Annotated in this window: 15 protein-coding genes; 7 read left to right on the forward strand and 8 right to left on the reverse strand. The window is 65.4% G+C overall.

The window, feature by feature from the left end; translation table 11 throughout:
- The first annotated feature begins 323 nt into the window (after window positions 1-323).
- Genes ABT392_RS02630 through ABT392_RS02650 form a run of 5 tightly spaced genes read left to right on the forward strand, consistent with a single transcriptional unit; the run spans window position 324 to window position 8,535 of the window.
- Window positions 324-2,426 (forward strand): bifunctional rhamnulose-1-phosphate aldolase/short-chain dehydrogenase, encoded by a 2,103-nt coding sequence (locus tag ABT392_RS02630; protein ID WP_334278563.1) that lies wholly within the window; start codon window positions 324-326, stop codon window positions 2,424-2,426.
- Window positions 2,427-2,484: 58 nt separating this feature from the next.
- Entirely contained in the window at window positions 2,485-3,780 is a 1,296-nt protein-coding gene (gene rhaI / locus ABT392_RS02635) for an L-rhamnose catabolism isomerase (RefSeq protein ID WP_334278564.1), read from the forward strand.
- A gap of 7 nt (window positions 3,781-3,787) precedes the next feature.
- Window positions 3,788-5,173 (forward strand): glycoside hydrolase family 28 protein, encoded by a 1,386-nt coding sequence (locus ABT392_RS02640; RefSeq protein ID WP_395386714.1) that lies wholly within the window; start codon window positions 3,788-3,790, stop codon window positions 5,171-5,173.
- Between the two features lie 17 nt (window positions 5,174-5,190).
- Window positions 5,191-5,502: an L-rhamnose mutarotase gene (locus ABT392_RS02645; protein WP_334278566.1), complete on the forward strand. Its 312-nt coding sequence runs from the start codon at window positions 5,191-5,193 to the stop codon at window positions 5,500-5,502.
- Between the two features lie 9 nt (window positions 5,503-5,511).
- Window positions 5,512-8,535, forward strand: a complete 3,024-nt coding sequence (locus ABT392_RS02650) for a rhamnogalacturonan lyase family protein (RefSeq protein ID WP_395386713.1) — start codon at window positions 5,512-5,514, stop codon at window positions 8,533-8,535.
- 198 nt (window positions 8,536-8,733) lie between these two features.
- Here the strand turns inward: ABT392_RS02650 and ABT392_RS02655 are convergent, their stop codons facing one another.
- The 8 genes from ABT392_RS02655 to ABT392_RS02690 all read right to left on the reverse strand — a co-directional run bounded on the left by ABT392_RS02655 (window position 8,734) and on the right by ABT392_RS02690 (window position 17,662).
- Complete coding sequence (locus tag ABT392_RS02655; RefSeq protein ID WP_395386712.1) at window positions 8,734-9,843, reverse strand: hypothetical protein; 1,110 nt, start codon at window positions 9,841-9,843, stop codon at window positions 8,734-8,736.
- A 232-nt stretch (window positions 9,844-10,075) separates the two neighbouring features.
- Window positions 10,076-11,326, reverse strand: coding sequence for a D-alanyl-D-alanine carboxypeptidase family protein (locus ABT392_RS02660; protein ID WP_395386711.1), 1,251 nt, complete (start codon window positions 11,324-11,326; stop codon window positions 10,076-10,078).
- A 917-nt stretch (window positions 11,327-12,243) separates the two neighbouring features.
- On the reverse strand, window positions 12,244-14,280 hold the full coding sequence (locus ABT392_RS02665) for a M13 family metallopeptidase (protein WP_395386710.1): 2,037 nt from the start codon (window positions 14,278-14,280) through the stop codon (window positions 12,244-12,246).
- Between the two features lie 122 nt (window positions 14,281-14,402).
- Entirely contained in the window at window positions 14,403-14,666 is a 264-nt protein-coding gene (locus tag ABT392_RS02670) for a hypothetical protein (protein WP_395386709.1), read from the reverse strand.
- A gap of 37 nt (window positions 14,667-14,703) precedes the next feature.
- Window positions 14,704-15,306, reverse strand: coding sequence for a YdeI/OmpD-associated family protein (locus ABT392_RS02675; RefSeq protein ID WP_395386708.1), 603 nt, complete (start codon window positions 15,304-15,306; stop codon window positions 14,704-14,706).
- Window positions 15,307-15,401: 95 nt separating this feature from the next.
- A complete protein-coding gene (locus tag ABT392_RS02680; protein WP_395386707.1) occupies window positions 15,402-15,752 on the reverse strand; it encodes an RNA recognition motif domain-containing protein in 351 nt (116 codons plus the stop codon).
- Window positions 15,753-15,855: 103 nt separating this feature from the next.
- On the reverse strand, window positions 15,856-16,065 hold the full coding sequence (locus ABT392_RS02685; RefSeq protein WP_334278576.1) for a hypothetical protein: 210 nt from the start codon (window positions 16,063-16,065) through the stop codon (window positions 15,856-15,858).
- A gap of 193 nt (window positions 16,066-16,258) precedes the next feature.
- Complete coding sequence (locus ABT392_RS02690; RefSeq protein WP_395386706.1) at window positions 16,259-17,662, reverse strand: TolB-like translocation protein; 1,404 nt, start codon at window positions 17,660-17,662, stop codon at window positions 16,259-16,261.
- Window positions 17,663-17,887: 225 nt separating this feature from the next.
- Between ABT392_RS02690 and ABT392_RS02695 the strand changes: the two genes are divergently transcribed.
- Together ABT392_RS02695 and ABT392_RS02700 are read left to right on the forward strand one after the other, a co-directional pair.
- On the forward strand, window positions 17,888-19,585 hold the full coding sequence (locus ABT392_RS02695) for a rhamnogalacturonan acetylesterase (protein ID WP_395386705.1): 1,698 nt from the start codon (window positions 17,888-17,890) through the stop codon (window positions 19,583-19,585).
- Window positions 19,572-23,489, forward strand: a complete 3,918-nt coding sequence (locus ABT392_RS02700) for a beta-galactosidase (protein WP_395386704.1) — start codon at window positions 19,572-19,574, stop codon at window positions 23,487-23,489. The genes ABT392_RS02695 and ABT392_RS02700 overlap by 14 nt, the downstream gene beginning before the upstream one ends.
- Window position 23,490 lies beyond the last annotated feature (1 nt).

The raw sequence follows: 23,490 nt of genomic DNA on the forward strand, positions 1-23,490 counted from the left end.
CCTGGCCGCCAGGCACATGCGGCGGAACCGAAGTTACGCCAGCAGGCGGCCATGGTCAATCGCCAATCGCTCAAATCAATGATTGATTCATGGCGAATGTCTGCGCAATCAATGCGCAAAGCGTGATTGCGATTGTTGCGCCGCCACATTTCAATCATTCATTTGCGCATCTTGCTATCACTCATTGACTTGATTGCTTCTGCATTGACACCTCTTTCGCCCTGGCCTCTACTGGCGTCCATTGCAGCGGAACCTGGCCGCGCCGCCGCCCGCCGGGTGAGCGAAGCAGGGTTTTGCGGGTCAGTTTCAACCACGGTCAAATCATGAATGCACTGAATACGGGCAAGGATTCCATCAATTCCTTGTGGGACGACAAAATTGCCGCCACCATGAGCGAGCCGGAATTGCTCTTGTATCGCTCGAATCTCCTCGGTTCGGATTTCCGGATCACAAATTTCGGCGGCGGCAATACCTCGGCCAAGGTGATGATGGCGGACTATCTGACCGGCGAACAGGTCGAGGTCCTGTGGGTCAAGGGTTCGGGCGGTGACCTGGGCAGCATCAAGATCGACGGTTTCTCGACGCTGTACCTGGAGAAACTCAAGGGCTTGAAGAATCGCTATCGCGGCCTTGATCTCGAAGACGAGATGGTGGACTACCTGCCGCACTGCACCTTCAACCTGAATCCGCGCGCCGCGAGTATCGACACGCCGTTGCATGCCTATATCCAGCGCAAGCATGTGGACCACATGCACCCGGACGCGATCATCGCGATCGCGGCCTGCGCCAACAGCAAGGCGCTGACGCAGAAGATCTTCGAAGGCGAGCTCGGCTGGCTGCCCTGGCAGCGCCCCGGTTTCGACCTGGGCCTGAAGCTGGAGGCGCTCTCGACCGAGCAGCCGCACTTGAAGGGCATCATCCTGGAAGGCCACGGTCTCTTCACCTGGGGCGACACGGCCAAGGGCTGCTACGAGAACACGCTGGACATGATCCGCCGCGCCGAGAGCTGGCTGAACGCCAACAGCAAGCAGCCGGCCTTTGGCGGTGCCAAGGCGCCGGTGCTGGCCGCTGAAGAGCGTGCGGCAATTGCCGCCAAGCTGATGCCGCTCCTGCGCGGCAAGATCGGCAAGACCGAATTCAAGCTCGGCCACTTCGACGACAGCGCTGCCGTGCTGGAATTCGTCTGCAGTCAAGACCTGGCACCGCTGGCGGCGCTGGGCACCTCCTGCCCCGACCATTTCCTGCGCACCAAGATCCGCCCGCTGGTGGTGGACTTCGACCCGGCCAACCCCGATCTGGACAAGACCGTGGCCGGGCTGGACGCGGCGCTGGAGGCCTACCGTGCCGACTACATCGGCTACTACGAGCGCTGCAAGCATGCCAACAGCCCGGCCGTTCGCGATGCCAACCCGATCATCTACCTGATCCCCGGCGTGGGCATGCTGTCCTTCGCCAAGGACAAGGCCACGGCCCGCATCGCCTCGGAGTTCTACATCAACGCCATCAACGTGATGCGTGGCGCCAATGGCGTGGACAAGTATGTGGGCCTCTCTGAGCAGGAAGCCTTCAACATCGAGTACTGGCTGCTCGAAGAAGCCAAGCTGCAGCGCATGCCCAAGCCCAAGAGCCTGGCCGGCCGCGTGGCCCTGGTGACCGGCGGTGCCGGCGGCATCGGCCAGGCTGTTGCGCGCCAACTGCTGCGCGAAGGCGCCTGCGTGATGCTGACCGACATCGACACCGAAGCGCTGGCCGCCGCTCAGAAGGATCTGGTCAAGAGCTTCGGCGCCGACAGCGTGGCCACGGTGCAGGCCGACATCACCGGTGAAGCGGCTGTCGAGACCATCATCGCCGCCACGTCGCTGCGCTTTGGCGGCCTGGACATTCTGGTGTCGAACGCCGGCATCGCTTCGGCCGCGCCGCTGGAAGACACCTCGCTGGAAGTCTGGCAGCGCAACCAGAGCATCCTCGTGACCGGCTACTTCCTGGTCAGCCGCGCTGCGTTCCGCCTGATGAAGCAACAAAAGACCGGCGGCAGCATGGTCTTCGTGGCCAGCAAGAATGGCCTCGTGGCTTCGGCAGGCGCATCGGCCTACTGCACCGCCAAGGCGGCCGAGATCCACCTGGCCCGCTGCATCGCACTTGAAGGCGCGAGCGAAGGCATCCGGGTCAACGTGGTGAACCCGGACGCCGTGATCCGCGGCTCGCGCATCTGGGACGGCAAGTGGAAGGAAGAGCGCGCCGCCTCGAACAAGATCGAGGCCGACGATGTGGAAGAGTTCTACCGCAAGCGCAGCATGCTCAAGCTGGGCGTGCTGCCGGAAGACATCGCCGAGGCCGTGTACTTCCTGGCCAGCGACAAGGCGGCCAAGAGCACGGGCAACATCCTCAATGTGGATGCCGGCAACGCCGCGGCATTCACCCGCTGAACATTGCACTGACCATCGCACTGCAGCGACAGACAAGCAAAGAGATCCGGAGACAAGCATGGACTACGTCATCAACACCAGCCTGGTGCAGCAGCACAACGCCGTTCTGCGCGCCGACCTCGAGGCCGACTATGCGGCGCTGGCCGGCACGCTGGCCCGCCGCGGGCAAGACATCGAGAAGCTCACCACCCTGGCCCAGGGTTTTCAGGTGGCGCTGCCGAGCTGGGGCGTGGGCACCGGCGGCACGCGCTTCGCGCGCTTCCCCGGCGTGGGTGAGCCGCGCAATGTGGAGGAGAAGCTGGCCGACTGCGCCGTCATCAACCAGCTGACGGGTGCCACGCCGCTCGTCTCCCTGCATTTCCCCTGGGACAAGCCGAGCGACCCGAAGGCGCTGTTCGAGCGGGCGAAAAGCCTGGGCCTGTCGTTCGACGCGGTCAACTCCAACACCTTCCAGGACCAGGCCGGCCAGGCCCACACCTACAAGTACGGCAGCCTCACGGCGATGAGCGCCGCCGCGCGCGAGCAGGCGGTGCAGCACAACATCGAGTGCATCGAGCTGGGCCGCCAACTGGGCTCCAAGGGCCTGACCGTGTGGGTGGGCGATGGCGCCAACTTCCCCGGCCAGAGCAACCTGCGCGGCGCGCTGGAGCGCTACCTCGACAGCATGCGCGGCATCTACGCGGCGCTGCCGGCCGACTGGCTGATGTACATCGAGCACAAGCTGTTCGAGCCGGCCTTCTACGCCACCACGATTGCCGACTGGGGCACCAGCTTCGCCTGCGCGCAAACGCTGGGCGAGAAGGCCAAGTGCCTGGTCGACCTGGGCCACCACGCGCCCAACACCAACATCGAAATGATCGTGGCGCGCCTGGCCCAGTTCGGCAAGCTCGGCGGTTTCCACTTCAACGACAGCAAGTACGGTGACGACGATCTGGACTCGGGCTCCATCGACCCGTTCCAGCTCTTCCTGGTGTTCAACGAGCTGGCCGATGCGGCGCTGCGCGATGGCCCTGCCTTCAAGCCGGCCTACATGCTGGACCAGTCGCACAACGTGACCGATCCGATCGAAAGCCTGATGAGCAGCGCGGTCGAAGTGCAGCGCGCCTACGTGCAGGCTGCGCTGGTGGACCGCATTGCGCTCGCCGGCTTCCAGGAAGCGAACGACGTGCACCAGGCCGCGCAGACCCTCAAGCGCGCCTTCCGCACCGACGTGAGCCCCATCCTCGCCATGGCCCGCATGCGCAGCGGCGCGGCGGTGGACCCGGTGGCCTGCTACCGCACCGTGGGCTACCGTGCGCAGAAGGCGGCGGAGCGTCCGGCCAAGGCCGGAGCGAGCGGCAGCGGCATCGTCTGAGGCCTGGGTGGCTGAAGCTCTGCAGGCGCAGGACTTCGGCGCCGTTGGCGATGGCTGCATGCTGAACACGGCCGCCATCCAGGCGGCCATCGACGCGGCGGCTCTTGCTGGTGGCCGCGTCGTCTTCGCGCCGGGTGTCTATCTCACCGGCGCCATCTTCCTGAAGAGCGGCGTGACGCTGCAGCTGGACCGCGGCGTCACCTTGCTTGGCTCGCAAGCGCTGGCCGACTACCCGCTCATGCCCACGCGCATCGCCGGCATCGAGATGGTCTGGCCGGCGGCGCTGGTCAATGTCTGCGCGCAGCAGAGCGTCTCCATCACGGGCGAAGGTTGCATCGACGGCGATGGCCAGGTCTTCTGGGACAGCTACTGGCTTCTCCGCCGCCGCTACGAGCCGCTCGGCCTGCGCTGGGCCTCCGACTACGACGCGCAGCGGCCGCGGCTCTTGCAGATCTACGAATCATTCGACGTGCAGGTGGGCGGCGGCCTGCTCCTGCGCCGCGCCGGCTTCTGGGGCTTGCACATCTGCTACTCGGAGCAGGTGACGGTGGACGGCGTCGTCATCCGCAACAACGGCGACGAAGGCCAGCGCGGCCCGTCGACCGACGGCATCGACATCGATTCCTCGCGCCACGTGCTGGTGCAGAACGCCGATATCGCCGTCAACGACGATGCGCTGGTGCTGAAGGCGGGCCGCGATGCCGATGGCCTGCGCGTGGCCGAGTGCTGCGAGCACATCGTCATCCGCGACTGCATCGTGCGCGAAGGCGCGGCAGGCATCACCTTCGGCAGCGAATGCTCGGGTGGCTTTCGCGACATCGAGGTCCGCGGCATCGAGGTGCATGCGCCGGTGCCGGTGGGCATCCTCTTCAAGTCGGCGCCGACACGGGGTGGCTTTGCGGAACGCTTGACGCTGCGCGACATCAAGCTGATCGACGTGCCCGTGGTGCTGCGCGCCACGATGAACTGGAACCCCGGCTACAGCCGCGCGGAGATTCCGGCTGGCATGGCGGACGTGCCCGCCCATTGGCGCGTGATTGCCAAGCCGGTGAGCGCCGAGGACGGCCGCACCCGCATCGCTGATGTGCGGGTGTCCGGCCTGCAGGCGCGCGGCGCACAGCTCGCCTTCGAGGTGGAGGGCGTGGCGCAGGCGCCGCTCGTCGGCTTCCGCTTCGACCGTATCGACATCGAAGCGCAGCGCGGCGGCTACATCTACGGCGCCAAGGACTGGCGATTCAGCGGCGCGAAGATCGTGCTGCTGGCCGGTGAACCCGTGGCCCTGCCCAACGACCAAGACGTGCAAGGCCTGCCCGGCAAGACCTGGCACTTGCAGGCATTGCTGAACAAGCCCGACCCGTCGCTGCAAAGCTTCGAGGTCCAGGATGTTTCCTGAAATCTGAGGTGAACGAGATGAACCACGCTTTCAAGATGAAGTTGAAGCCCGGCATGGTGGAGGAGTACCGCCGCCGCCACGATGAGCTCTGGCCCGACCTGGCGGAGGCGCTGCGCGGGGCGGGCATTTACGACTACTCGATCTTCCTGGACGAGGAAACGCTGTCGCTGTTCGCGGTCTTGAAGCGCAAGCCCGGCTATCCGTTCGACGACCTGCCCAAGCAGGCCGTGATGCGCCGCTGGTGGGACTACATGGCGCCGCTGATGGAATGCCATCCCGACAACCGCCCGATCGACTGGCCGCTCGAGCCGATGTTCCATTTCGACTGAGAGTTGCTGATGCGCCTTCTCCTCCCCACCTTGCTGCTCACGCTCTCGTGTGGCGCAGCCGCTGCTGCTCAATCGCTGCCGGCGCGGCAGATGGAAATGCTGGACCGCGGCCTGGTCGCCATTCCCTCTACTGCCGGCACGCTCGTCAGCTGGCGCCTGCTGGGCACGGATGCGGCCGACCTGAAGTTCAACCTCTACCGCGGCAAGACCAGGCTGAACAAGCAGCCGCTGGAAGCGAGCAACTTTCTCGATGCGGAGGGCAGGCCCGACAGCCGCTACACGCTCCGCCTGGTCAGCGCCGGCAAGGAGCAGGGCGCCGATGCCGCGAGCGCCAGCCCCTGGGCCGCGGCCTACCAGTCCATTCCGGTTAGGAAGCCGGCCGACGGCGTGACACCCGATGGCGTGGCCTACAGCTACCAGCTGAACGACGGCTCGGCCGCCGACCTGGACGGCGACGGCAGCTACGAGCTGATCGTCAAATGGCAGCCGAGCAATGCCAAGGACAACTCGCAGAAGGGCTACACCGGCCCCACCTATGTGGACGCCTACAAGCTCGATGGCACGCAGCTCTGGCGCATCGACCTCGGCCGCAACATCCGCGCCGGTGCCCACTACACGCACTTCCTGGCCTACGACTTCGACGGCGACGGCAAGGCCGAGCTGATGATGAAGACGGCCGACGGCAGCATCGACGGCCGCGGCACCGTGATCGGCGATGCCAGTGCCGACTACCGCAATGAAGGCGGCTATGTGCTGGCCGGCCCCGAGTTCCTGACCGTGTTCAACGGCATGACGGGTGCGGCGATGGCCACGGTGGACTATGTGCCCGGCCGCGGCGACACGATGGCGACGACCTGGGGTGATGCCTATGGCAACCGCGTGGACCGCTTCCTGGCCGGCGTGGCCTATCTCGACGGCCAGCGGCCCAGCGCCGTGTTCTCGCGCGGCTACTACACCCGCGCCGTGCTCGCGGCCTGGGACTGGCGCGACGGCAAGCTGACGCAACGCTGGGTGTTCGACAGCGACAAGGCGGGAGGCGAAGCCCGAGGGCAGGGCGCTCACTGGTTCTCGGTGGCCGACGTGGACGGCGATGGCAAGGACGACATCGTCTATGGCGCCGCCACCATCGCCAGCAATGGCACGCTGCTCTACAGCACCAATCTCTGCCACGGCGACGCCTTGCATGTGGGCAAGCTCGACCCGGCGCGGCCGGGCTTGCAGATCTTCATGGTCCACGAGGCGCCTAAGTGCTACGGCGAGCATGGCCTCGCGATGCACGACGCCGCCACCGGCAAGATCTTGTGGAGCATGTCGGGCAGGAACACCGATGTGGGCCGCGGTGTCTGCATGGACATCGACCCGGCCCATCCCGGCGAAGAATGCTGGGGCTCGATCGGCGGCCTGATGAGCGCCAGCGGCCAGCTGATCAGCGAGAAGGCGCCGCGCAAGTACAACTTCGCGACCTGGTGGGACGGCGACCTCCTGCGCGAATCGCTCGACCATGTCGGCATCGACAAGTGGGACCCGGCCTCCTTCTCGTTCAGCAAGCTGCTGGATGGCGCGAAGTTCGGGGCCAGGTCGAACAACGGCACCAAGGGCACGCCCGTGCTCTCGGCCGACCTGCTCGGCGACTGGCGCGAGGAAGTGGTCTGGCGCAATGCCGACGACACGGCACTGCTGGTCTTCAGCACGCCGCACCCGACCATGCAGCGCCTCGCCACGCTGATGCACAACCCGCAGTACCGCGTGCAGGTGGCGGCGCAGAACGCCGGCTACAACCAGCCGCCGCATCCCAGCTTCCACCTCGGCGCGGGCATGGCCACGCCGGTGCAGGACCCCATCCACACGCCCTCGGCCAGCACGGCCGCCAGGCGGGTGGAGCTGGGCAAGGGCACGCCCGCACCGGGCTTCGAGAGCGGCGCGGCGGCCAACACCGGCAAGCCCTTCTACGTGGGCTTAGCCCTGCCCGAAGGCAACTACGAGGTGCGCTTGTTGCTGGGCGACGATGCCGCGCCTTCAGACACCACGGTGCGCGCAGAACTGCGCCGCCTGATGCTGGAGCGAGTCTTGGTGGCAGCCGGCGGCAGCCTGGAGCAGCGCTTCACCGTCAACATCCGCACGCCGAAGATCGCCGCTCGCCCTGGCCTCGAAGCCGGTGTCGTCAAGCTGAAGGCCCCGCGGGAAACGGTGGAAGAAGCCTGGGGCTGGGACCCACGCCTGACGCTGGAGTTCACCGGCACGAACCCGGCCGTGCGCCGCATCGAGGTCGTGCCGGTGAGTGCAACTCCCACGCTCTTCCTGCTCGGCGACTCCACCGTGGCCGACCAGTCTCAGGAGCCCTATGCCAGCTGGGGTCAGATGTTGCCCCGCTTCTTCAAGCCCGGCGTGGCCGTGGCCAACCACGGCGAATCGGGCGAGACCTTCCGCGATTCGCTCGCCCGCCGCCGCCTCGACAAGATCCTCTCCGTGCTGAGGCCCGGCGACACCGTGCTCTTCCAGTTCGGCCACAACGACCAGAAGCAGCAGAAAGACGGCAGCGGCAATGCCGAGACCTACCGCGCGGAGTTGAAGCAGCACATCGAGGCCGTGCGCACCTTCGGCGGCACGCCCGTGGTCGTGTCCTCGATGGAGCGCCGCAACTTCGACGAGCAGGGCAAGGTCCGCCCCTCGCTGATCGAATACGCCGACGCCGCCCGCCAGGTGGCGAAGGAGCTGAACGCGCCCTTCATCGACCTGAACGCGATCAGCAAGCGGATCTACGAGGCGCTGGGCGTTGAAGGCTCACGCGCCGCGTTCGCTCAGCCCGAGCCGGGCAAGATCGACAACACGCATCACAGCAACTACGGGGCCTATCAGCTGGCGAAGGCGATTGCGCAGGGGCTGCGGGATGCGAAGCTTCCGGTGGCTGCGATGTTGCGCGAGGACTTCGCGGGGTATGAGGCGGGGAGGCCGGATGCGGTGGCTGGCTTCGTGCTGCCGGCGAGCCCGAGGTTCACGCATGAGCGGCCGTTGGGGGATGAGGGGAATAGGTGAGGGGGCTGAAGGTTTTTGGATTGGTGATACCACGGCACCTTTGCTGCGATAGGCGACGCTCAGCTCCCGCAGTTTGGCGGACTGCTCACAACCCGGAGCCGAAATTCGCATTGCAGCACAGCTAGCGGGCAAGCAGTCGGTCAACGTTCAAGTTGGCAGGGGCTCGTCGCGTCAAGCTAGGGGTTAGGCTGCGCTTGGCTAGAAGGGAATGTCGTCATCGTCAAACTCAAAGGCGCCGACGTATCGATAGACGTTCTTCAATGCCGCAGCCACCTTGCCCTTCACCTTCTGGTCGTCATTGAGTGCTTGAGCTCCAGCGCTTCCAAAGGGCCCGTAGATCTGAATCTGTTGGGATCGGTCACTCCAGTAGAAGTCCAACTTGTCGATGTCTGGGGCCGGAAGCTTCTTCTCAATCAGCGCCCACCTGATGACCCATCGCACTTCGTTTCGGAAGTCAATGATCAGCGTCGCTGCGCGCTTAGCATCTTTGACGATATCTACGTAGAACTCGTCACACTGCGCATCAAACCAGCGACAGTTCTCAAGATGCAGCGAAGAGTACTCTGGAAGCAGCGCCGCAAAGGCGGCGGCGCGCATGAAGCGGATTCGAGAGAATGTCGCCTGCTTCTTGATGATGTAGCGAGCGATGTAGTGTTCCTGCTCGACTGGCTGAGTCTCGATTGACGTGCCGTCGAAGAAGAGACGAATCAAGTCCGAGTCAACGACGGAGAGGAGGTTGAACTGGTACACGGCCGGATTGGTTCGCCGCTGTGGAAGTGCATCCAGTTCGTAGGACTGAGCCTTCATTAGCGATGTAGTCGCGCTGAAGATGGCCTTGTCGTTCTGTGGGGCACCAGACGCCTTGCTCATTTCTTGAAATGCGAAGACGTCGACGGCAGGAGTGCGAAGCGCATCACCGACTTTCGAGGGCGAAATTGCCTCGTGATACAGGCGAGCTGAGTCCGACTTCGCCAGTTGAAAGGTCACGGCCTTGTCATTTGACCAGGCGTGCAGCGGTTGCCAGTTAGAGTTTGGATCCTTCAGATCGATCTCTCGACAGAGTAGCGCCCAAGCATTCGCGTCGCTCTTCTTGCAACTGATCAGAAGAGCTGTGTAGACATCGAAATGCTGGACGCGGGTCACCTGGTAGGCGACTAGGTCGATCTCTCGTACGGACTCTTCAGCATCGTCTACGTAATAGCGATTGCTGATGACGGTCCATCGTGCAGCTTTGAGCTGTTGCGCGATCACGTTCTCCAGCACGAAGCCTGTTTTCTGAATTTGCTCAGAGAATTGATCGACAGGCATAGTGCGGGCAAACGTGTTTTATGCGGATCGATAACGATTTGTGCGCAGCATTTAAGCATGCGCACAGGCCGCCAGCTATGTTGTTTGTCGGCCGCAGAGCGGCCACAGGACAGTGTCAGCTTCTGGCCGATAGCTGCCAGGGGTCAGGCCTAGCTCGAGCGGCTGGCTCCCAGCCCTTCGACGCCAGTCGCGCCCGCCAGCGACACCTCGGCGCCAACCCGCACCATCCGCCTTACTTCGAGAACCACCCCGCCACCCGCTGACGCAGCCGTTCAAAGAACCCCGCGCGCGCCACGTCAGCCAGCGCCACCACGTTGGCCTCGCCGAGTTGCTTGCCGTTGGCCGTGGCCACGATCTTGCCGATCACGGCGCCCTTGGCGATGGGGGCTTCAAGTACAGGATTCAGCGTCACTGCTGTCTTCACTGCGGCGGCCTGGCCCTTGGGCACGACCAGCGACCAGGGCTGTGCAAGGCCGGCATTGACCGTGGGCGCCACGCCGTAGGTGACCTTGGCGCTGGTCAGCGTCGCGCCCGGCTGTGCAGGCGTGGCTGCCTCGAAGTTGGCGTAGCCCCAGTTGAACAGCACGCGCGTCTGGTCGGCGCGGGCCTGCTTGCTGTCGGCGTTCATGATGACCGAGATCAGGCGCATGCCGTTGCGCTTGGACGAGGCGGTCAGGCAGTAGCCCGCTTCTTCGGTGTGCCCGGTCTTGAGCCCGTCCACCGTGGAGTCGGTGTACAGCAGCGCATTGCGGTTGCCCTGCTTGATGCCGTTGTAGCTGAACTCACGCTCGGCGTAGATCGGGTAGTACTCGCCGCTGTTGCGGATGATGGCTGCCGCCAGCACCGCCAGGTCGCGGGCCGAGGCCTTGTTGTTGGGGTCGGGCAGGCCGGCCGAATTGGCGAACTGGGTCTTGCTCATGCCCAGCTTCTTCGCCTCGGCGTTCATCATCGCCACGAAGCCGGCCTCGGAGCCGCCAATGTGCTCGGCCAGGGCCTTGGAGGCGTCGTTGCCGCTGGCGATGACCACGCCGCGCAGCATGTCCATCAGGGAGGCCTGCGCATTGAGTGGCACGAACATGCAGCTGTCGCCCTCCTTGCCGCCGCGGCACCAGGCGTTGAGGCTCATGGTGACCGGGTCGGTGGGCTTGACCTTGCCGTTCTTGAGCGCCTGTTCGACCAGGTAGCTGGTCATCATCTTGGTCAGCGAGGCCGGCGGCAGCGGCTCGTCGGGGTTGGACGAGGCCAGGATCTGCCCGGTGTTGAAGTCCATCAGCACCCAAGCCTTGTTGGCGAGGACCGGCACCGACTGCCCGTTGGCGTCGGTGGTCATCGTGGGTTCAGCGGGGGCCTTGGCCTTTTGCTTGTGTGCGGTGGCACGCTGCTTGGTGTGCGGGGCGCTGAGCGCTGTGCTCGGCACGGCGACCAGGAGGGCGCTCGCAAGCACGATGGAAAGCTGGAAGACAGAGTGGGCGCGCGAATTCATCGAGAGGTGCTTTTCAGAAAGGAATCAGCCGGGGCATGAAAGAGTCGACAACTGGCGGGGGAGGCCAAGGAGCTGGATCGCGCATTGTGCCAATGAGTAGCACCGCCGATCGCTCCCCAATGCCCCCTCCGCATTCTCCGGCGGCAGGTCGATGCCGCCCATCAGCGGGCGTACCGGGATCATCTGACGGGGCATGGAAGTTTCTTGCCGGCACATTGCTGCCGTTCGAGAAGCCCACTTCGGGAGAGCGTTGCACGGCAACCCGGGCAGCCGCACGGCTCAGGCAAGGGGGCCGGCCTTGCAGGCCGACTCCCCTGCGCTGCTCGCAACTCGGGGCGGCACGCAACTCGCTCCACTCACTTCGTTCGATGCGCTCAGACAGGGCGTGCCAAGTCAGTCGTTGAGGCACGCTGCGCGTGCTGCCCCGAGCCGCTGTGCTGCTCGGCCCCTTGCATTCACCGCGCAGCTGCCCGGGTCACCGTGCAACGCAGCGCCGCGTGGGGGTGTTTGCTCGCAGGCCACGAACGCTGCACGGGCACAGGCTGGCCCCGCTGCCGGGCGATTTGTGCGCGGCCGAGAGCGCAGCAGCGCGGGCCGGGCGTGCGCAGCACGCTTCAACAACTGACTTGGCGCGCCCTGTCTGAGCGGCACGAACGAAGTGAGTGGAGCGAGTTGCGCGCCGCCGGCCCGTGATGCGAGCACCGAGGGGAGTTGGCCGCGAGGCCAACCCGCGCACCATGAGCCCGGTGGCGGGGCCAGCCTGTGCCTACCGCCCGACCTCTGCAAGCGCGAAGCGAACGGCCGCAACGTGCCGCTCGGCGTCTCCCCGCGAATCGGTGAACGACCCAAAAAAGGGCCTGCAGCGCAGGCCCTTTCTCCCCTTCAGCGCACGCAGCGTGTACGCGCCACTGCAGTGATCACCAGATCACCACCCGCTTCTCGTCCGGGCGCACCATCGGGTCACCCGCCTTGCAGCCATAGGCCTTGGCGAAGGCCGGCATGTTGGACGGCGCACCGTTGGCGCGGAAGCTGGCGGGCGAATGCACGTCGGTGTTCAGGCGCGTCAGCTGGGCCTGGTCACGGATGCTGCCGGCCCACACCTTGGCCCAGTTCATGAAAAAGCGCTGGTCGCGGCTCATGCCGTCGAGCATGGCATCGGGCTTGCCGGCAGTGGCCTTGACCATGGCGTCGTACGCCATGTTGAGGCCGCCGAGGTCGCCGATGTTCTCGCCCAGCGTCATGCGGCCATTGACCTTCTTGTCCGGGTAGTTGGCCAGCGGCGCGTATTCGTCGGCCTGGGCCACCAGCTTGTTGGCACGTTCGTCGAAGCGCTTGCGGTCTTCGGGCGTCCACCAGTTGGTGTTGTTGCCCTCGCCGTCGAACTGGCTGCCCTGGTCGTCGAAGCCATGGCCGGCCTCGTGGCCGATGACGGCACCGATGCCGCCGTAGTTGATGGCGTCGTCACCCTTGGCGTAGAAGAAGGGCGGCTGCAGGATGGCTGCGGGGAAGTTGATGGTGTTGGTGGACGGGCTGTAGGAGGCATTGACCGTCTGCGGCGTCATGCCCCATTCATAGCGGTTCGTTTCCTTGCCGATCTTGGCGAGATTGAAGCGCTGGTTGAAGACGCGGGCCGCGCGCACATTGGCATAGTGGCTGTCGGCGGTGATGTTCAGGCCGCTCCAGTCACGCCAGTTGTCGGGGTAGCCGATCTTGGGCAGGAAGGTGGCCCACTTGGCGATGGCCTTGGCCTTGGTTTCCGGGCTCATCCAGTCGAGATTCTCGATGCGCGCCTTCAGGGCATTGCGCACGTTGTCGACCAGCTCCTGCGCACGGGCCTTGGCCTCGGGCGGGAAGTACTCCTTCACATAGAGCTGGCCCAGGGCCTGGCCCATGCTGCCGTTGACCGCGCCCAGGGCGCGCTTCCAGCGGGCTTCCTGCTCGGGCGTGCCGTTGACAGCCTTGCCGTAGAAGGCGAAGTTCTCGTCCTGGAAGGCCTTGGACAGCGAGGGCGCCGCGCCGTCGATGGCGTGGAAGGCGAAATAGGCCTGCCATTGCGCCACCGGGGCCTCGGCCAGCAGGGCATCAAGTGCAGCGAAGAACTTGGGATGCGAGAGCGAGAAGCCCCCCGCGCTGGCCACGCCGGCATCGACCTTCATGACCTTGAAGTAGCTGGCCCAATCCCAGTGCGGGGTGATCTTGTTGGCCTGTTCGACGCTGACGAAGTTGTACTGGTTCGCAGGCTTGCGCAGCTCCACGCGCAGCAGGGAAGCGGCGGCCAGCTTCGTCTCCAGCTGCATCACCAGTGCGGCCCGGGCTTTGGCCTCTTCGGCGGGCGTCCCGGTCAGCTCGAAATGCTTGGCGATGTGGGCCACATAGGCCTCGCGCAGCTTGGCGTACTCGTCCTTGCTGTAGTACTCGGGGCCGGGCAGGCCGAGGCCGCCCTGGCTGGCGAATGCGATCTGGCGCTTGGCGTTCTTGTAGTCGGCGCTGACGCCGAAGCCGAAGGTGCGGCCTTCGGCGCGGGCATGGGCATGCTGCAGCCAGGCAACCACATCGGCACTGGTCTTCAGCGACTCGATGGCCGCGAGGTCCTTCTTGATCGGGTCGAAGCCGGCGCGCTCGATGGCGGCGTCGTCCATGGCGGCGCGGTAGATCCAGCCAATCTTCTGCTTGATGGAGCCTGCCTTGGCGCTGTCGGCATTCTTGGCCGCGGCCTCGACGATGCTGCGCTGCGCGTCCTGGCTCTTCTGGGCCAGGGCATCAAAGCCGCCCCAGCGGCTCTTGTCCGCAGGGATGGGGTTGGCCTTGATCCAGTTGTTGTTGGACCAGGCATTGAAGTCGGTGCAGGCGGACAGGCTCTTGTCCACATCGGGCACGAATTCGGGGATGGCGGCGGCTTGGGCAAATTGGGCGCAGCACAGGGCTGCTGCCAGGGTCAGGGCGCGTGGGGTCACTCAAAACTCCAGGGAGGACGTAAATGCGAAGCGCGCACCATAGCCCCGCGGCCGAGTCGCTACCCATGCCGAAAGTCATTCAGGACTGCAAACAAAAGCAAATCCCGCCTTCCGGCCGGCTGTCAGCGGCGCGTGCGCGGCGGGCTCTTGCCGCGATGGGCCTTGGACCATTCGTAGTCGGAGCCATCGGGCAGCTTGCGGTCTGCGACCGTGGCTACGCCGGGCCGGCCAACGCTCTCGGCCAACTCTGTCGAGATGATGACGTGGTGCCGGCCTTCGCGTCGCTTGAGTTCAGCGCAGGCGAGCGCCTCGACCAACTGGCTGCCCTCGAAGGCCTGGGAGGCGGGGCTCGAGTCGGCTTCGAGCCAGAAGACAACGATGCTCATGGGGGGCTGATCCTGGCAATGCCTTGAGGGCGACGAGTCATTGTTTCTTTCCCTGCGGGTAGATCGTCTCGCCGCGCTTGAGCATGTCGACAAAGGCCGCGATCTTTTTCTGGCGGCCGGCTGCCGTCTTCATGTGGTGGACGCGAAAGGCGAGCGCGAAGCGGTTCTGCGCGCTGAGGTTAGCCAGCATGGCCCGGGCCTTGGGCTCGGCGTCGATGGCTGCCTGCAGGTCGTCAGGGATCTTCATGTCCTGGCCGCTGCCATAGGCGCGCTCCCAGCGGCCGTCAGCCTGGGCTGCCTGCACTTGTGCCAGGCCGTGCTCGGTCATCCGGCCTTCCTGGATCAGGCGCGCCACGTTGGCGACGTTGATCTTGCTCCACACACTCTTGCTGCGCCGTTTCGTGTAGCGCTGCAGGTAGCTCGTATCGTCCAAGCCCTTGCGCAAGCCATCGATCCAGCCCCAGCAAAGCACCACGTCGACGGCCTGCTTCGGCGTGATGGAAGCCAGGCCCGAGCTCACCTTGTGGATCTTGATCCAGACCTCGTCTGCCGTGTCGTGATGCTGGGCGAGCCAGTCGTGGAAGCTCTGCTCATCGGCGAACTCGCGGGCGTTCTCGGGGGCTGTCGCTGTTGATGCCATGGGAAGGGTGCTTGCTCGCGCGCAGAGTTTACTGAGGGCCGCAGCAAAAAAAAACCGACTCGGGAGAGTCGGTTTTTTGCTGGAGCCTGCGGGCTTCAGTAGCGGCCGCCGCCAAAGCCACCGTTGCCGTAGCCGACGTCCGAGCGCTTGGCTGCGCGGTAGCCTTCCGGGCTGTAGCCCGTCGAGCTGTTGCCGGCTTCGCGAGGACGGGCCAGGTTGACGACGATCGAGCGTCCATCGACCGACATGCCGTTCAGCGCGGCGATGGCCTTTTCGGCGACTTCCGCGGAAGCCATTTCCACAAAACCAAAGCCTTTGGAAATGCCGGTGTCCCGGTCCATCATGACCCGGGCGGAGGAAACATTTCCGTACGCCGAGAAATTGCTTCTCAGGCTGGCGTCGGTCACGGAATAGGGCAGGTTGCCCACATAAAGTTTGCTGGTCATTGAAGATCCTTTCTGGAGTATCGGCGCACCGTCAGCGCGCACTGGGGCGACACGGCGGCCGCAGCGGGGGGAAGTGAGTGCAAGATCTGGCAGAAGCAGATGTTCAGCACGGAGGCGGGTTCGGCATGCAAGCCTGCAGCCAGCCCTGGGTGACCGCGAAGAGCCGCGCAGCGTCGCGCGACGCGAAGGTCTTGTCGAATCGGAACACGCGGCAGTAGCTGCCGTTGCCCTTGGCGCGATGAACCGAGAAAGAGGCGCGAAAGCGGCCGCAGTCGGTCTGATGTGTCGCGGGCGAGACGACGAACTTGCCCATGGAAATGGCGGTGTTGGAAATCTTGTTCAGTCAGAGGCGCGGGCTTGAATTGCCCGGCGGGAGCGTGTGTTGGCTCGGATGGCCGCTGCTCAGCAGGCCAAGGAGGAGGTCGGTAGCCAATGGCAGCCGACCTTGCGTGTCACCTGCCATGGCGGTGCAGGGATCCGGCGGATTATACCGCCCGGCCATCAGCTCACGGCTTGCCCGCCACGGCCCGCTTCAACCACGCCTGCGGCACCGGCACCACCACGATGTTCATGCCGCGTCCGTCGGGCGACAGCATGGCCGACTGGATCTGGATCCTGGTGCCATCGGGGCTGAAGGTGGGGTGGATGTGGTCGCGCGCGGTGTCCTTGTGGCCGGCGCTGAGCAGCATCATTTCGCTGGTCTTGCGGTCGATCAGGTAGAGGCCGCGCGCGAAGTCGTCGCCCACCGCCCAACGGCCGTCGGCCGAGCCGTGCACATGCCAGAGTCCGCTGCCTGAGGGCGTCTGCCCGACGATCTGCATTTCGCGGCTGCGCAGGTTGACGATGGCCAGGCCCGTCGGCTTCTCGCGCGTGCCGGATGGCCCCCACGCCGCGTCCTGCCCCGGGTTCGCGCCTTCCACGCCGGTGCCCGCCGGACCCTTGTGCTCGACACCGGGAATCGGCCGGTGGCCCATGATGGCCAGGGCCACTTCGTCCTTGCCGATGATGGCCTCGTGCGTGACCCATTCGTGCTCAGACTCGGGGTAGAGCGGGCGCAGGCCCGTGCCGTCGCCCTTCACGGTCCAGGTGCGTTGCGGCGACTTGCCGCCGGTCTCCCAGCTGAACACCAGCTCGCCGGGGTTCCACAGATTGGCCTGGATGTGGCCAATCTGGAAAGGCACCGAAACCACATGCTGGATCGCACCGGTCAACACATTCATCTTGGCGATGCCGGTCGGGCCAGCGCCCATGTTGCGCGGGCCGAAGGGCGGTTCGATCTTGGTGCCGGGCGGCAGACGCTTGGCCGCAGCTGCCTTGGAGCCGACCCGGAAATAGAACCAGTCTTCATCGGCATCGAGCGCCGTGTCGCCCACGGCGCCCAGCTCGGCCGGCACTTCGCCGACGATGCGCTGGTAGTGTTCGGCCTTCTTGAGCGTGCCGGCCTTGCTGTCGGCAAGCAGGCTGGCGAGGTCCACCGCCACCACTTGCTTCTTCACTTCAACAGCCGGTGGCGTGCCCTTGGCGCGTGGCTCGGCATCGCGCAGGAAGAAGAGCCGCATGCTTTTCTGCGCCGGGTTGAGCATGCCGTCGTAACCGCCCTCGGTGACCTGCACGATGTCGCCGGTCTGCTCGTTCACGGCCATTGCTTCGCCCGCGACCATCGCGGAGCGGAAGATCAGCCACTGGCCATCAGACGTCCATTGCGGATGCGTCTGATAGATCTTTGCGTCGCCGTGCGGCTGCGTGGTCAGGAAGGTCAGCGGCGTGCCGGTGATCGGGTCCTTCACCACCTGGCGCTCCGACGGGAAGCGCTTGCCGATTTCCGCGAGGGCCGGCTGAGCGAGGGCCATCGAAACGCAGAGCAGGGCGCTGGCCCTCATCAAATTCGGCAAGGCTTTCAGCTTGTTCATGACTCAATGCGGTGCATGGAAGGTGGCGCGATGGTAGCCACGCACCCTCGCAATGAGCAGTGTCTTGAGCGGTCGATTCCGAATCGCTCACGATGATGCGTTATTGGTGCGCTGACGCATGGTTTCGGGCGAATCGCCCTAGCATTGCCGCCAAACAGGTCATGGGCTTTCCAAGCGCGTGGCGACAGTGCGCCCACAGCGCCCATATTTCGAGACAAAGCAGCCATGACTCTTTCCCGTCGGACTCGCTGGATCTTTGCTGGTCTTCTTGCTTGCTGGACTGCCGTTCAAGCGCAGGCGCCGCTGCCCGCTGCCGTGAACACCGACCCGCTCGGCGCCTTGAAGATCGTGCTGCCCGAGCCGGCCAATCCGGCCCTGCCCACGGTCATGCTGATCGGCGACTCCACCGTTCGCAATGGCCGCGACGATGGCCAGAACCTGGGCGTGGAAGGGCAGTGGGGTTGGGGCACGCCCATCGCCGCCTATTTCGACGCCAGCAAGGTCAACCTGGTCAACCGCGCCATCGGCGGCTTGAGCAGCCGCACCTACATCAGCGGCACGCACTGGCAGCGCACGGTCGCGCACCTGAAGCGCGGCGACACCTTGCTGATCCAGTTCGGTCACAACGACTCGAGCGCCATCAACGACAACAGCCGCGCTCGCGGCACCATCAAGGGCATTGGCGAAGAAAGCCAGGACATCGTCAATCAGCTGACGGGCCAGGCCGAAACGGTGCACAGCTATGGCTGGTACCTGCGCTTCTACATCGCGCAAGCGAAGGCGATGGGCGTCAAGCCCGTGATCGTTTCGCCGGTGCCGCGCAAGCGCTGGGACGAGGCCGGCAAGATCGGCCGCTCCAGTGGCAACGGATACGCCGGCTGGGCCGCCGAAGTGGCCAAGCAGGAGGGCGTGCCCTTCGTCGACCTGAACGAGCTGGTGGCGCAGCGCTACGACGCAATGGGCCGCGATGCGGTGATGAGCCTGTTCCCGCGCGTGACGCCGGACGAATCGGTGCACACGAACTGGGCCGGGGCGCTGTTGAACGCGCAGATCGTCGTGGCCTCCTTGCAGCAGCAGAAGGCCGTGCCGGCCGAGTACATCCTGGCGGCGGACAAGGTGAAGCTGGTCTTGCCCGTTGCCAAACCGAAGGAGGACGATCGCCCGGTGGTGGACGCTGCCCGCGTGAGCAAGGAAGCGCCCATGAACGCGCAGCTGCCCAGCCTCTTCATCGTGGGCGACTCCACGGTCAGGAGCGGCGGCCAGAACGGCGCCTACGGCTGGGGCGAGCGCATCGCGCCCTTCTTCGACACGGCGAAGATCAACATCGTCAACCACGCCATCGGCGGCCGCAGCAGCCGCACCTTCCTGACTGAGGGGCGCTGGGCTTCAGTGATGGCGCAACTGAAGGCGGGCGACTTCGTCCTGATCCAGTTCGGCCACAACGATGGTGGCCGCATTGGCGACCCGGCCTCCAAGCGCCGGGCCTCGGGCCCCGGCATCGGCGATGAAGTGGTGGACGACCCCAGGCCGGACGGCACCAGCGAGCAGGTGCACACCTTCGGCTGGTACATGGCCCGCTACATCGCCGACGCACGCGCCAAGGGTGCGACGGTGGTCGTGCTCTCGCCGATTCCGCACAAGGACAAGTGGCAGCAGGGCCGCGACTTCGAGAATTTCGCGCAATGGGGCGAGCAGGTGGCCAAGGCCGGTGGCGCGCAGTTCATCGACCTGACCCTGCTGGTCACGGCCGGCTACAAGGGCATCGGCGAAGAGAAGGTCAACGCCTTCTTCTCGGATGCGCGCACCCACACCAATGAGGCCGGCGCCGTCTTCAATGCAGCGCGCGTTGTCGATGGCCTGCGCCTGCTGCCTGGCAATCCGTTCGCCGCCTATCTCTCTGGAGCCGCCGATGCGCAGCGCTGATTTTTGCCGGCTGTGTGCCGGCTTTTCGCTGAGCCTTGCGCTGGGCCTCGCGAGCGTGGCCACGCAGGCGCAAGACCTGCCCGCGCAATTGCTCAATGCGGCGCCCGCGCCGACCAAGACCACCGTCGCGCCGGTCAGGAAGGGCGAGCACACTTATCTGATGTCGGCCTTCATGGCCACGTCGCAGAACACGCTGAGCCTGTTCAGCTCGAACGACGGCATCAACTTCACGACGCTGGCCTCCGAGGCCTATACGCCTGCCAAGGAGCTGCTGCGCGACCCGTCGATCATGCGGGCGGCCGATGGCCTGTACTACATCGCCTACACCACCAACTGGTCGGGCCAGAGCTTCGGCATCGCCAAGTCCGCGGACCTCAAGCGCTGGACGCATGTGGCCGACGTCACCGTGCCGCTCGATGGCCTGAAGAACGTCTGGGCGCCCGAATGGTTCCGCGACAAGGACGGCCGCTGGCAGTTGGTGATGTCGCTTTCCACCCAGGGCACCGAAGGCCCGTTTGCCGCGTACTACATGACGCCGCTGGATGCGAGCTTCGCGAAGTTCTCGGCGCCAGTGCCGATGCAGGGCCTTTCCGGCAACTACATCGACACCTTTGTCGTGCTGAAGGACGGCAAGCACCACGCCTTCACCAAGAACGAGACCACCAAGCTGATCGAGCTGGCGACCGCTGAAACGCTTGCCGGCCCGTGGACCTTCGTGAAGCAGGGCGATTGGGCGGCCTGGGGCGGCCCGTCGGAAGGCCAGGCGCTGGCGCCCATCACCGGGGCAGATGGCCGCAAGGGCTGGCGCATCTACTTCGACGACTACATGACCAAGCGCTACTGGTACTCCGACAGCTTCGACGGCTTTCAGAGCTGGTCGAAGAAGAAGGAGCTGGGCGGCGTTTCCGGCACGGTGCGGCACTTCACCGTGATTGCCGAAGAAACGGCCGCGCTTGCCAAGGCCATCGCACCCAAGGGCAAGGCCAGGAGCATTGCCTGGGACAGGTATTCGCTGATCATCGACGGCCGGCGCGAGATGATCTTTGCGGGCGAGTTCCATCCTTTCCGCCTGCCATCGCCCAGCCTCTGGCGCGATGTGCTGCAGAAGATGAAGGCCTCGGGATTGAATGCCGTGTCCTTCTACTTCTCCTGGGGCTACCACTCGGCCAAGCCCGGGCATTACGACTTCAGCAATGTCCGCAATATCGAGCGGGCGATCCAGATGGCGGAGGAGGAGGGCCTCTTCGTCATCGCCCGCATGGGCCCGTATGTGAATGCCGAGCTGACCGGTGGCGGCTTCCCCGGCTGGCTGTTCCGCCAGCGGGCCGAGGCGCGCACCGATGCGGCCGAGTATCAAGAAGCGACTGACGAATGGATGACGCAGATCAACGCCATCCTGTCGCGCCACCAGATCACCGATGGAGGCGGCACGGTCATCGCCTACCAGCTGGAGAACGAGTTGTTCTCGGTGCAGCCCAAGAACATCCGCCACATGCAGCATCTGGCCGACAAGGCGCGGGCCGACGGTATCACCGTGCCGCTGTTCCACAACGCGGCCTCGCGCCTGCCGGACTGGGTGCCCAAGAGTTCCACGGCGCCGTTCGTCAACCATGGGCCGACCGACCTCTATGCGTTTGACGGCTACCCCGGCGGCGTGTGCGGCGTGGACGCGCAACCGGGCGCACCGGCGCGCGCGCCGGACTGGGGCATCTACGGCACCAATGTGCCCAAGGTCGGCTCGCTCGCGTCGCCCAACACGCCCGGCTTCGTGGCCGAGATCGGCGCGGGCTGGTTCGACTACTGGGGGTCGAACGGCACGTATGAATGCACGGCCAAGCGGCAGGGGCCGGGCTATCAGCGCGTGTTCTACGGCACCAGCCTGATCAATTCGCTGACCATCCATTCCATCTACATGGCCTTCGGCGGCACCAGCTGGGGCTGGCAGCCAGGGCCCATCGTCTACACCTCGTATGACTACGGCTCGCCGATCAGCGAGGCGCGTGTGCTGCGCGACAAGGCCTATGTCCTGAAGCAGATGGGCAGCTTCGTGCAGGCCGCCGCGCCGGTGCTGGCGCAGATGGACAAGGGCGAGGTGATTGCGCCGTCCACCGACAAGATCAGGCTCTATCACAACCTCAACAAGGCGCTGGGAACGCATGTGCTGTTCGCGGTGCAGAACCCGTCGAGCAACACGGGCACGGAGCGCTTCACGTTCCCGCTGCAGACGCTTGACGGCAGCTACCGTGTGCCGCAAGCCGGCACGCTGCAGCTCTCGGGGCAGGACGCCAAGATGCTGCTGGCAGCGTACAAGATGGAGCGCCAGCACCTGGTCTATTCCACCTCGGAGATCCAGACGCATCTGCAGCAGGGCGAGCGCGATGTCGCCCTGCTCTACGGCCGCGTGGGTGAAGATGGCGAGACGGTTCTGCGCTTCGCCTCCAAGCCCAAGGTCGAGTTGCTGAGCGGCCAGGCGGCCGTGGCCTTTGATGCCAAGTCGGGCGACCTGCGCCTGAACTATCAGCACCAGGGCCTGATCGAGCTGAAGATCAGCGGCGGCGGCCGCGCGCCGCTCGTGCTACTGATCGCCGACGAGAAGACGGGCTGGCAGTTCTGGAAGCTGCAGAGCAACCAGGGTGCCGTGCTGGCGCAGAGCGCGGCCCTGCTGCGCACCGCGGAAGTGAAGGCCGGCGCGTTGGCGCTGACGGGTGACACGGAAGCGGACAGCGCGCTGCGCGTCTGGGTTCAGCCGGGCATCAAGTCGTTGAGCTTCAATGGCGAGCAGCTCACAAGCAAGCCGCAACGCGACAGCCTGCAGTCCACGGTGGTGCTCAAGGGCCCGGACAAGTTCACGCTGCCCGACCTGATGCAGCAGGCCTGGACCCGCCGCTGGGATTCGCTGGAGTCCAAGCCTGATTTCGATGACAGCGGCTGGCGCAAGACCGATGCCACCGGCTCAGCCGCCAATGTCTACACCGCACCCGACAAGGGCCAGCCGGTGCTGTCGATGAGCGAGTACGGCTTCCACCACGGCGACGTCTGGTACCGCGGCCGCTTCAAGGTGACCGACCCCAAGGCCAACCGTCTGGAGCTCTTTTTCGGCGGGGGCGGCGCGGGCCTGATCCAGGTCTGGCTGGATGGCGTCTTCATCGGCCAGCAAGACCACGACACCGGCCGCCCGTTCCCCGAAACGACCGACACCTTTCGCAAGACGCTGCAAGACCTGACCCCGGGCGAGCATGTCTTGTCGGTCCTGGTGCGCAACAACTCGCACAACTGGGACCTGTTTGCCGACGACGTGCACAAGGAAGCGCGCGGCCTCATATCGGCCTCGCTGACCGCGCGCAGCGGCCAGCGCTTCGCCACGCCCATCGCCTGGAAGATCCAGGGCAACAAGGGTGGTGAGGACATCGCCGACCTGGTGCGCGGCCCGATGAACAGCGGCGGCCTGTATGGCGAGCGCATGGGCTGGCATCTGCCGGCTGCGCGTGACCGTGACTTCAAGACCGGTTGGGAGAGCGCGTCGCCCAGCGCGGCGCCGCCCGCGCCGGGCAGCTACTGGCTGCGCACCGCCTTCAAGCTGGACCTGCCCAAGGGCCACGACATCCAGCTGGGCCTGGCCTTTGGCGACACCAGCAAGCCGCGCTCGGACGTCGAGAACCGCGCGCTGATCTTCGTCAACGGCTGGAACATGGGCCAGTTCATCGCCCACATCGGGCCGCAGCGGGTGTTCGTGATTCCGCCGGGCATCCTGAACCCGAATGGCGAGAACACGATTGCGCTGGCCGTGACGACTGACGGCCAGGCTGCCAATGCGCTGGAGCCGGTGAAGCTGGTGAACCTGCACACGGTGCGCGGCGGCGTGCCGCTCGAAGCCGTGCCGCAGTCGCGCTACCTGCAGCGCTGAG

It is taken from the genome of Paucibacter sp. JuS9 (assembly GCF_044043925.2).
Taxonomy (GTDB): domain Bacteria; phylum Pseudomonadota; class Gammaproteobacteria; order Burkholderiales; family Burkholderiaceae_C; genus JAUASW01.